Origin of the sequence: Pseudoalteromonas sp. TB64 (assembly GCF_000498095.1) — a bacterium.
GTDB lineage: Bacteria > Pseudomonadota > Gammaproteobacteria > Enterobacterales > Alteromonadaceae > Pseudoalteromonas.
In genome coordinates this window covers 1-10939 of record NZ_AUTQ01000159.1, presented here as the reverse complement: position 1 = coordinate 10939, position 10939 = coordinate 1, and the positions used below count along the sequence as shown (strand labels likewise).

The following is a 10939-nucleotide window of genomic DNA, read 5'->3' as shown; positions in this document are numbered from 1 at the left end:
AGTTGCAAAATAAAAGGCTCCTGAATAAATTCAGAAGCCTTTATAAACTAACCAGAAGATCGGTCAATGGATCGTTAAATATTTCTTAACTGATCGGCATTAAGCTATACAGCTGCTCTTTTGAAGGTATTCAGTTTAAGCGTTAAGCCCAAATGGGTCGTCAATACTGTAACTTGGCTCTGTAAACCAATGAGGGCCGGTGTCGGTCATGTAAAAATGATCCTCTAGGCGCACGCCAAATTCATCGGGTATAACTAACATTGGCTCGTTACTAAAGCACATGCCTGTGGCAAGTGGGGTTTTATCACCGCCAACTAGGTATGGCCATTCATGAATGTCTAGCCCAATGCCGTGACCAGTTCGATGCGGGCAACCTGGCGTTTGGTACTGCGGTCCTAGCCCTTGCGCCGCTAAATAGTTACGTGCGCCAGCATCTACGTCTTCGCAGGTGGCACCGATTTTAGCTACGTTAAATGCCGCCATTTGCGCTGCTTTTTCATGATCCCAAAACATTCGTTGGCGTATGGTTGGTTCGCCAAATACATAGGTACGGGTTATGTCTGATAGGTAATCGTGTACTTTACAGCCGGTATCTATTAATACCATATCGCCTTTTTTAAGTACTTGGGCGTCTTTAACACCGTGCGGAAAAGACGTTGCAACACCAAACAATACAATACAAAAATAGTTACCTGGTGCGCCTACCTTTTGGTGTGCTTGTTTAATAAAGGCTTCTACTTCGGTGGTAGTTATTCCCTCGTAAAGCATGCTTGCTGTGGCTTGATGTACGGCTAAGGTCATATCCATTGCGCGCTGCATTAAGCTAAGCTCGTGAACAGATTTATGCATGCGGCAATGCGCCGTTACAGGCTGTGCATTGATGAGTGTTAAACCCGTTTGCGCTTTATTAATGCCGTCGAATATAAAAAATTGCGCGCTTTCATCAATGCCAATAGTTGCGTTTTCATTAATGTTTAGTTTTTTTAGTACTTCAACAAAAAGTGCATAAGGGTTTTCGTGCTCTTGCCACCCGTGAATAGGACCATCTATAACTTTAAACCCGTTTAAAGAGCCAATTTCGAAATAAGGCGCAATGTATTGTACTTCACCAAGGGCGGGTAATATTGCGCCAACCATGCGCTCGCTCGCGTACCATTTCATACCTGTAAAGTAGGTTAGGTTGGTGCCAGCGTTTAAATAAATTGCATCAATATTGTTTGCTAACATATAAGCTTGCGCCTTTGCTATGCGCTCTAAATGTTCGTCAGCAGCAATAGGGGTCAGCGTTAGTGTCATATTACTTAAGCTTGCCAACGCTTGCTCGCTTGATTGTGTACCTATACCTATAGTGGTCATGTTTTTCTCCTTGGATTTTTAGCTAGTGTGATTAATACCAAGGTAAAATTCAATGTTATGCGATAAAAGGATGCAATTACTTGCAGCTTTAAACACATAACATTCACTTTTTAGCATAAGGTAAGCGAGTTAGTTTGTTACTTGTGTGATAGCTATCAAGCCCGGTTACTGCAACTGTTTCTATTGCTTGTAAATCTAGGAAACCATCGCTTTGCAGTGCTTCTTTATCAACAAAAACATCCATAATTTCGCCAATAACGAGCTCAGTACCATTGATGGCTAAATGCTGGTTTTCTACAAATTTAACCGAGTACTTTAAGCGGCTTTCTTTTACAAAAGGCGCTGCAAAGTCGTTTAAGTATTCAGGTGTTAAGCCTGTAGCATCAAACTCAGACTCTTCTTTATCGTAACGAGCTGAGGTTTGATGAGCTTGCTTGTAAATTGACTTATTAACTTGGTTAATTGTGTAGGTGCCCGTTTGTAAAATATTTTCAAACGTATGACGCGGCACACTATGAGGGCGTATTATCATTGCGACTAACGGTGGGTTAGCCCCAAGATGAATAACAGAGCTTACAATCGATAAGTTGGTATTGCCGAGTAAATCTTGCGTGCCAATTAAATTAGCGCTTTTAAAACCCGAAAGCGAGTTGATTAAGTGTGTACGGGTATGTTTTTCAAGTGCGTCTATACGCGCTTTAGTAAAATGCATTAAAAATCCTTACCACGGTATGGTTGAGCCTTGCCAATCTAAGTAAGCAGGTTCACCGTTTAGTTTTAAATCAGGGTTATTGTTTGTTAATTCAAAAAGTTGACCAGCTACAAATTCAGGTGTAAATAATTTACCTTCAGGTACATTTTTTTGAAAGGGCTTTGAAAGTGCTGTATCGGTAGTGCCAGGATGAAACAAAATGAGTTTGGTATTTTTAGCACGACGAGCAAGCTCTATAGCCGCCGTTTTAAATAGCATGTTAAGCGCCGCTTTAGATGCGCGGTAAGTATACCAACCACCTAATTTGTTGTCGTTTATGCTGCCTACGCGCGCACTTAATGCTGTAATAGTACACTGCGTTTTGTGGGTTAATAGCGGCAATACGCTCTGTAAACACAATAATGGCGTGAGTGTATTAGCATTTAGTAACTCGTTAAAATAATCAGCGTTTAAATCTTCTAACTTCTTTTCGGGCATGTGCTGAGTATTATGCAATTTACCGTTAAACATAATAACTTGATGTAAATCAGCTTGCTGTTGCTTAAGACTAGATGTGAGCTGAGCCAAGCTATTTGCTGAGTAGTCGGTGTTAAAGTGCTCAGTGTTAGGTGTGTTATTTATTGCAGGTTCATCTGTTTTTGAGCTAACACAGATAATTTTAAAATTGGCTGCATGATTATTCAAATGTTTAACATAGGCTTTTGCAATAGTGCTACTAGCGCCAAATAAAACAATGGTTTTCATTTTCTACCCTTAGTTTTTAAACTGCATTGCCCATTAGAACACGTTGTGTTCGGCATTAAAATTTTGCTAAAAGAGTGTCTATATTTAGCAAATAGCAAGTATCCGCAGTCAGCGAAAAAGCTAATTATTGGCAAGCGAAAAATTTTCAACCAGCCGTGTTTACCTACTACTTTCCATGCTTCGTAAGTTACATCTAGCCCGTAAATCATTTCACCTGATTGCTTTTGAGCTTGCAGGTAAGTCATCGCTTGGTCTTTATCAATATACGAATATCGCTCACTAAAATCGCTAGCGTTAAGATCTTCAAGCGTAATTAAGTTTTTGGTATCAGCGTGTTTTAGTTGGTTCATTTCGGTACTGCATAGTGGGCAATTGCCATCGTAAAAAATGATCATATAATTGCTTTGTGATTATTTTATATATGCTTTTTTACGGACAAGGTTTGCAAATCGATCTATTAAATTTGTTCTCATAATGATATTAATAGTGTCCTACGAAAAAATGGAGATTGATAAATGAGTGAACAATACGCCGCCTTGCGAGGTAATGTAAATTTACTAGGGCAACTACTAGGACAAACAATTAAAGATGCCCAAGGTCAAGCGATTTTAGATAAAGTGGAAGAAATTCGTGCTTTATCAAAATCATCTCGCAGTGGTAACGAAGACGACAGACAAGCGCTAATAGAAGTATTACATGCGCTTAGTGATGAAGAGCTTTTACCGGTTGCCCGTTCATTTAATCATTTTTTAAACCTTGCTAATGTAGCAGAGCAATTTCATACCGTTTCGCGTTTTAATGACGTTGGCCTTGGTCAACAAAATCCTCTCACTCAAACATTAAAAACGTTAGCTTCAAAAGCAGAACAAGGCCAGTTAGACAGTAATCATTTGGCCGAAACACTCTCAAAACTCCACATAAATTTAGTATTAACCGCTCACCCAACCGAGGTGACGCGCCGTACTATTATTAATAAACACGTTGAACTAAGTGATTGCTTAGCCTCATTAGAGCGAAAAGATAACTTGCCGTTAGAGCGGGATACTATTTTAAATCGTATTGAACAGCTTATTAGTCAGGCTTGGCATACCGATGATATTCGTCGCTCTCGCCCAACGCCAGTTGATGAAGCTAAATGGGGTTACGCAGTAATTGAAAACAGCCTGTGGCATGCGGTACCGCGTTTTTTACGTGAATTTTCAGCCAATGTTAAAGACCAGTTAAGCTTAGAGTTACCAATAGATTACAGCCCGATTGAGTTTACATCTTGGATGGGTGGGGATCGTGATGGTAATCCGTTTGTAACATCGCAGGTTACAACAGAGGTGCTTGATCATGGTCGTTGGATGGCACTTAATTTATACATTCAAGACTTAAAAACGTTGTGCGCTGAATTATCTATGTCAGATGCCAGTGATGAGCTTATTGAGCTTGCAGGGCAAGAGTTTGAACCATACAGAGCAGTAATCAAAAAGCTTAAAAATCAGGTTGCTGAAACAGTGGCTCATCTTGGCGCTAAAATTAAAAATAAGCGCAGCGATTCACAGGACTTAATTACTAATATTAATCAGCTTAAACATCCGGTTGAGGTGTGCTACCGCTCGTTATTAAAGTGTAATATGAAAGTAGTTGCAGATGGCTTATTACTTGATTTACTGCACCGTATTAATAGCTTTGGTTTGCGTTTAGCTAAACTTGATGTGCGCCAAGATTCGTCTCGCCACGGCGATGTGTTTTCAGAACTGACTCGTTACTTAGGTTTAGGCGACTACAACCAATGGCAAGAGCAAGACAAACAAGCATTTTTACTTGCAGAGCTTAACTCGCGCAGACCGCTTATTCCAAAACATTGGCAACCAAGCCCAGATGTACAAGAAGTACTTGATACCTTTGATGTAATTGCCAAGCAAGACGAAGCAACATTTGGTTTGTATATTATTTCGATGGCGCGAACAGCTTCAGACATCTTAGCAGTACAACTATTGCTAAAAGAAAGCGGCTGTAGCTTTGATTTACCAGTAGCACCGTTGTTTGAAACACTCGACGATTTAAACGCAGGCAGTGATGTAATTACCACATTGCTTGATAATGTTTGGTATCGCGGACACATTAAAAACACCCAAAACGTAATGATTGGTTATTCTGATTCAGCTAAAGATGCCGGCATGATGGCAGCAGGGTGGGCGCAGTACGAAGCAATGGATAAACTAGTACAGCTTGCTGATGCACGCGGTATTGAGCTTGTTTTATTCCACGGACGTGGTGGTACAGTAGGGCGTGGCGGTGCACCCGCTGCACAAGCGCTGCATTCACAACCACCAGGCTCATTAAAAGGTGGTTTGCGTGTAACCGAGCAAGGCGAGATGATTCGCTTTAAATTTGGTTTACCCGATGTAGCACTGCAAAGCTTAAATATTTATGCAGGCGCAGTACTGCAAAGTAACTTATTACCGCCGCCGGAGCCAAAACCGCAGTGGCGCGAAGTAATGAAGCTAATAAGTGAGGAGTCGTGTGAGCATTACCGTAATGTAGTTCGCCATGATGAAAACTTTGTACCTTACTTTAGAATGGCAACACCTGAGCTTGAACTGTCTAAGTTGCCGCTTGGCTCTCGCCCTGCAAAACGTAATCCTAATGGTGGCGTTGAAAGTTTACGTGCTATTCCATGGATTTTTGCTTGGAGCCAAAACCGTTTAATGCTTCCAGCATGGTTAGGTGCGTTAACAGGCTTAAAAGCTGCGCTTAATAAGTACGGTGCAGAAACCCTAAACGAAATGAGCTTACAATGGCCGTTCTTTAGATCGCGCTTAGAAATGCTAGAAATGGTATTTAGTAAAGCCGATTGCTGGTTGAGTGAGCATTACGACAATGCGCTAGTGGAAGATATGTACAAACCACTGGGTGTAACACTTCGTAAAGAGCTTCAAGAAGCCATTAGCTTGGTGCAATCACTTAGCCCGCAAAAAAGCCTCTTAGCCGAACAGCCTTGGATTAAAGAGTCGATTAGTTTACGTAACCCGTACACCGATCCACTTAATTTATTACAAGTTGAGCTTTTACGCCGTGCTCGCTCAGAGGAAAAACGCAACGAAGGTGACATTGATAATGCATTAATGATCACAATGACAGGTATTGCAGCAGGCATGCGTAATACCGGCTAACATGTTATTTTATTAGGTATACCAGTTAAAATTAAAGGGAGCACGCGATGTGCTCCCTTTTTTTGCGTTTAATAACCTAGGGCCTGTTTATCTTTCGAGGTTAAATTTGCAGCAGTGTATTTGGTATTTAGGCAAGGCAGAGCCTATGTAGTGTGGTTATTCCCCATAAATAGGCGATAACGCAGCATAAATACCAAACACGCGCTGCCCGAAGGTTCGTCCTAGGGACGATTAACTCTTTGTTGCTCGGTTTTTACTTAGCCCACTAGGTTACAAACCTCGCGCCACGATTAAATCGTCCCTAGTTAGAACAAATTTTAATCCTGAAAGGTCAACAGGCCCTAGCAATTAGCGGCTTAACCTTTTAAACTACTTAGCCATTGAATAATGAAAAAATGTTATGGCTTCAGCAACTTTTACTGTACAGCAAGATACAGCACTTACAAATTCGCACATCACATTAAACGTAGTGCAAACAGCGTCATTACGTAGTCAATTAAAATCACAATGTGGCATATTAAATTCTAATAATATTAAACAGTTATGCACGCAGCTTAATGTATCTGATGATGCATTATTACAAGGTTTAGTGCCTTTAGCTTCTGAGTTTGCTGTTGCACCGGTATCGCATTTTCATGTGGGCGCAATTGTTAAAGCGCTTGATGAAAAAGGCGAGGTAAACTTTTACTTTGGTGCAAATGTAGAATTTAACCAGCAAGCGTTGAGTTTAGTCGTTCATGCAGAGCAATCGGCAATAAATAACGCATGGTTAAACGGCGCTAAAAAAATAGTTAAAATAGCGATTAGCGATGCACCGTGTGGGTATTGCCGCCAGTTTATGAATGAACTAGCCGATGCAAAAGAGTTTGATATTTTACTTCCTGGTCAGCAATTTAAACTCGCTGAGCTACTGCCGCATTCATTTGGTCCTACCGATTTAGGTAACGAATTTAGCTTATTTAACCCAAAACCACAGCAAGCCAAGTTTAGCGTTGATGATGTTTATGAAACACTTGCTCGTTTTGCTCTTAATGCTTATGCACCTTACAGCCAAAACTTTAGCGCCGTAAAAATAAGTACATTTGGTGATGGTGATTTTTACGGAAGTTACGCCGAAAATGCAGCTTACAGCCCAAGTTTATCGCCACTACAAAGTGCGCTAAGTCAGTTCTTTTTAGCTGGGCTTAGCTTTAACGAAAGCACGGTGAAGGGAATAACATTGTTAGAAACTGCAGGCCGAGAAAATCAGTCGCAAGTAGCAAAAGCTGTGCTTGCCAGTTTTACGCATTTACCAACACTTAAAGTAATTAGCGCACCACTTAAATAGTGGCTCGCATACAATAAAGCACAGCCAGAGCTGTGCTTTATTAAAACGTGCCATTCTATCGAATTAAATAACTCACTAACTGCGTTAAAAATTATTCATATAAAACAACTATACTTCATAATTTTTGCTTGTTACTGAGCCATTTTCTTATCGTTATAATAGCCCACTAATTAATATAACCTATATTAATCAAGTAATACTTTAGCTGCTTCTAATACGACTGCTACAGATTTACGTTCAATTTCACCGTGGTCAACATTTGGTATTTCTTGGCGAGTACGGTTAACAAGTACGCCTGCTACACATGCAGCTTGTAAACCAAGGGCTGCACACATAGTAAATAATGTTGCTGATTCCATTTCGTAGTTCATCACGCCCAGTTTTTGCCACTCTTCGCAGCTACCTTGTAGTGATTTAGGAACGTAACCAGAATGCGTATCGTAACGCTCTTGCCCTGGGTAGAATGTGTCGCTTGATGCAGTAATACCAATATGGAAGTCGATATTTAAGTTTTTACATGCTTGTACCATAGCTTGTGTTGCATAAAAGTCAGACACAGCAGGGTAGCTAAGCGGTGCAAAATGTTGGCTAGCACCGTCTAAACGTACAGACGCTTGGCTAATTAAAATTTCGCCTTCGTTAATATGTGGCTGAATTGCACCTGTTGTACCAATGCGTAAAAATTTACGCACGCCAAGTTGTGCTAATTCTTCTACTGCAATAGACGTAGATGGACCACCAATACCCGTAGAACAAACAACCACAGAATGGCCATTTAATTGACCTAAATAAACATGAAACTCACGAGTTTGAGCAAGGCAGGTTGGATTGTCTAGGAATTGTGAAATGCGTGCAGCACGATCTGGGTCACCTGGTACAATCGCAAGTTTTGCACCTTTAAGATCGTCAATACATAGTCCTAAGTGAAATACCTTTTCCATAGCTAAGCCTTATTATAATAAATTGTGTCAATCTAGCATCATTGCTAGAAACGTTTACTAAGTACAGGACGATTGTCCGTTTTACCTTAACTCCTCCAATTAAGACTTAATAATGTTATGTGCCAATTTGATTTATTCATCAACTATGAATATTCAACCAAGTACTTATATACCCAGCACAAACGCACTGTTGACTTGTTCAAGTAGACATAATAAGTATCACTCAAGCGCGTAACTACAATTAAATAGTTGATTGCCTAATGCTATTAATTTCAATTAAATTCAACCACTTACATCGAACTTGGTTGCTTCAGAGCTAAAGTGTTTATTTACTTTAGGCACTGATTTATTTAGCAAAGTAAATTTTATTTGAAGTTTAGGCATTTTTAGTAATTTTGCATAACTAATCAAAATTAATTAGCTACGTACAGAATAAAAAACGAAAGGGTTTATTATGAGCACACAATTTGAAGCATTTAAAAACAAAGTTGAGCACTGTTTGTGCGCACCAGGTGATGGCGTATACACAGTAAACACTGCAAAAGAGCGCAAAGCCGCACTGCGTAATAAACTTTATGGGCAAACTGAAAACGTTGATAACTTATGGCGAGAGTCTTTAAATGAATTACCAAATTCGCCACATAAAGCGGTAATGCTAGGTATTAGCTCTGATTGTGGCGGTGGTATTTTACGCGGCGCAAATTGGGGACCATTGTTTGTGCGCTCAGCATTAATTGATCAGCAACCGCAGTGCCATTCGTTTGATTTAGGTGATGTACGTGTAATTCCGCATTTACTTCATGATAAATACCTAAATGATGCAACCATTTCTAATTGCCAAAAAGCCCTATACGGGAGCGAAAATAACGACTATTACGTAAGTCCGTTATCAATCACTGAGGATGTATGCGACAGCTTTTACGCAACATTTAAAGATAAAGGGATATTTGGCATTGGTGGCGATCATTCAATTAGTTACCCACTTACTAAAGCGTACTTAAAAGCAAAACGTGAGCAGGGCAAACGCACCGCTATTATTCACTTTGATGCCCATACAGATTTACTCGTTGAACGCTTAGGCATTGATTTATGTTTTGGCTCTTGGTGTACACATATTTTAGAGTTTTTACCTGCGCCACATCATTTAATTCAATTTGGTATACGCTCAAGTGGCAAGCCTAAAGCGCATTGGGAAAGTACCTTTGGCGTTAAGCAACATTGGGCTGCTGATATTATTGAGCGCGGCGCAGCAGCGGTTGCTGCCGATGCTATTGCACAATTAAAAGCTGATAACGTTGATGAAGTATACGTAAGCTTTGATATTGATGCGCTTGATGCAGAGTTTGCATCTGCCACCGGTACGCCAGAGCATAACGGTTTAACACCACAGCATGCGCTTGATATTTTATCAGCTATTGCAGATGAGTTCCCGATTACGGGTGCGGATATGATGGAAATAGCGCCATTTACCGACAGCTCTTTAGTTGGTCAGTCAAGCTCTGAAACAACACTTAGAGAAGGGGCAAAAATTTCAGCCTTTTTGATTAATGCAATGAACAAGTAATAATCTTAATTTAGCTAATTAAGTAATCTAGTCCTATCTACGTATATGGCTAGATTTATATTGCAAGAACTGGCAGTTAACCTGCTCTAAGCTATATTTAGCGTATACCTAGTATAAGCATTTAAAGGTTTCGTTGAATGAAGGTTTTATTATTTTTTTTATGCATCTTAAATATTAGTGTTAGTGCAACAGAAATAACATTGGTGACTGAAGTTTTCCCTGATTTACAGTATATAAATAAAGATAATCAACTAGGGCGTGTTGATCTTTGCGGTATAAAAAACAAACAGCATGAGGATAAGGTATAATTGAATTCGCTAAAAAACGTTACACCGAACCCTCATGCCAAGATTAATGTTAACAGACGCGACATGGAATGTCTTATCAAAAGTAATGCACTTAAGTGGTCGAATTTATAATAAGCCTGAGCATAGAAAAACGCTCGAAGGCATACTCTATAAGATGCGTACCGGTATTCCTTGGCGAGATTTACCGTCTTATTTCGGCTCGTGGAGTGCTATCTATAGACGATTTAATTTATGGTCCAAAAAAGATATTTTGAATGAATTATTTCGTGTGTTATCCCACTATGCTGATATGGATTGGATCTTTATTGATGGCAGTATTGTCAGGGCTCACCAGCATAGTTGCGGTGCAAGAACCGCTGGCAATGAATCAATCGGTAAGAGTCGAGGTGGCAATTCGACTAAAATTCATCTTGCAGTAGATAGCGGAGGATTGCCTGTTTATTATGAATTATCCTGTGGAAATACGCATGATATCGTCCATGCAGAGTCACTTGTAGACAATTGCCCAACGAGTAATGTGGTTGTCGCAGATAAAGGCTACGATAGTGAAAAACTAAGAGAGTTTATTCGTGATAATAGCGCTACACCCGTTATTCCACGCAAGGATAACAGTTTAGTGGGTAATGAAGATATTGACTGGTGCATGTACAAATATAGGCACTTAGTTGAGAATGCCTTTGGTCGGATCAAACAATATAGAGGGATAGCTACAAGGTATGAAAAGCTTGAACGGAATTATCATTCCATGCTCGCTTTAGCATTTACTATGATGTGGCTACCAATGTGGGCTGATTAATATATATACTACAAAGATCAACAGCCCCTA

Annotated in this window: 10 protein-coding genes; 5 read left to right on the top strand and 5 right to left on the bottom strand. The window is 40.0% G+C overall.

Annotated elements, in window-relative coordinates; all coding sequences use genetic code 11:
* Positions 1 to 135: 135 nt before the first annotated feature.
* The 4 genes from L647_RS0113390 to L647_RS0113375 form a co-directional block, all read right to left on the bottom strand.
* Positions 136 to 1356, bottom strand: coding sequence for a Xaa-Pro peptidase family protein (locus tag L647_RS0113390; RefSeq protein WP_024611542.1), 1221 nt, complete (start codon positions 1354 to 1356; stop codon positions 136 to 138).
* A 103-nt stretch (positions 1357 to 1459) separates the two neighbouring features.
* Positions 1460 to 2068 (bottom strand): flavin reductase, encoded by a 609-nt coding sequence (locus tag L647_RS0113385; RefSeq protein WP_024611541.1) that lies wholly within the window; start codon positions 2066 to 2068, stop codon positions 1460 to 1462.
* Positions 2069 to 2077: 9 nt separating this feature from the next.
* Positions 2078 to 2812 (bottom strand): SDR family oxidoreductase, encoded by a 735-nt coding sequence (locus tag L647_RS0113380; protein WP_024611540.1) that lies wholly within the window; start codon positions 2810 to 2812, stop codon positions 2078 to 2080.
* On the bottom strand, positions 2809 to 3207 hold the full coding sequence (locus L647_RS0113375; protein ID WP_024611539.1) for a DUF393 domain-containing protein: 399 nt from the start codon (positions 3205 to 3207) through the stop codon (positions 2809 to 2811). Before L647_RS0113375 ends, L647_RS0113380 begins: the two co-directional genes overlap by 4 nt.
* 120 nt (positions 3208 to 3327) lie before the next feature.
* Here L647_RS0113375 and ppc point away from each other — a divergent pair, with 120 nt between their 5' ends.
* Complete coding sequence (gene ppc / locus L647_RS0113370) at positions 3328 to 5973, top strand: phosphoenolpyruvate carboxylase (RefSeq protein WP_024611538.1); 2646 nt, start codon at positions 3328 to 3330, stop codon at positions 5971 to 5973.
* A 400-nt stretch (positions 5974 to 6373) separates the two neighbouring features.
* Positions 6374 to 7300 carry a cytidine deaminase gene (cdd, locus tag L647_RS0113365; protein ID WP_024611537.1) on the top strand — a complete coding sequence of 309 codons (927 nt, stop codon included), beginning with the start codon at positions 6374 to 6376 and terminating at the stop codon, positions 7298 to 7300.
* 185 nt (positions 7301 to 7485) lie between these two features.
* Here the strand turns inward: cdd and udp are convergent, their stop codons facing one another.
* Positions 7486 to 8241 carry a uridine phosphorylase gene (gene udp, locus L647_RS0113360; protein ID WP_007582384.1) on the bottom strand — a complete coding sequence of 252 codons (756 nt, stop codon included), beginning with the start codon at positions 8239 to 8241 and terminating at the stop codon, positions 7486 to 7488.
* Between the two features lie 454 nt (positions 8242 to 8695).
* Between udp and L647_RS0113350 the strand changes: the two genes are divergently transcribed.
* From L647_RS0113350 to L647_RS0113340, 3 genes are all read left to right on the top strand, one after another.
* Positions 8696 to 9805, top strand: coding sequence for an arginase family protein (locus L647_RS0113350; RefSeq protein WP_024611536.1), 1110 nt, complete (start codon positions 8696 to 8698; stop codon positions 9803 to 9805).
* 137 nt (positions 9806 to 9942) lie between these two features.
* On the top strand, positions 9943 to 10113 hold the full coding sequence (locus L647_RS1000000126025) for a hypothetical protein (RefSeq protein ID WP_158001070.1): 171 nt from the start codon (positions 9943 to 9945) through the stop codon (positions 10111 to 10113).
* 34 nt (positions 10114 to 10147) lie between these two features.
* Entirely contained in the window at positions 10148 to 10909 is a 762-nt protein-coding gene (locus L647_RS0113340; protein ID WP_024611512.1) for an IS5 family transposase, read from the top strand.
* Positions 10910 to 10939: the final 30 nt, after the last annotated feature.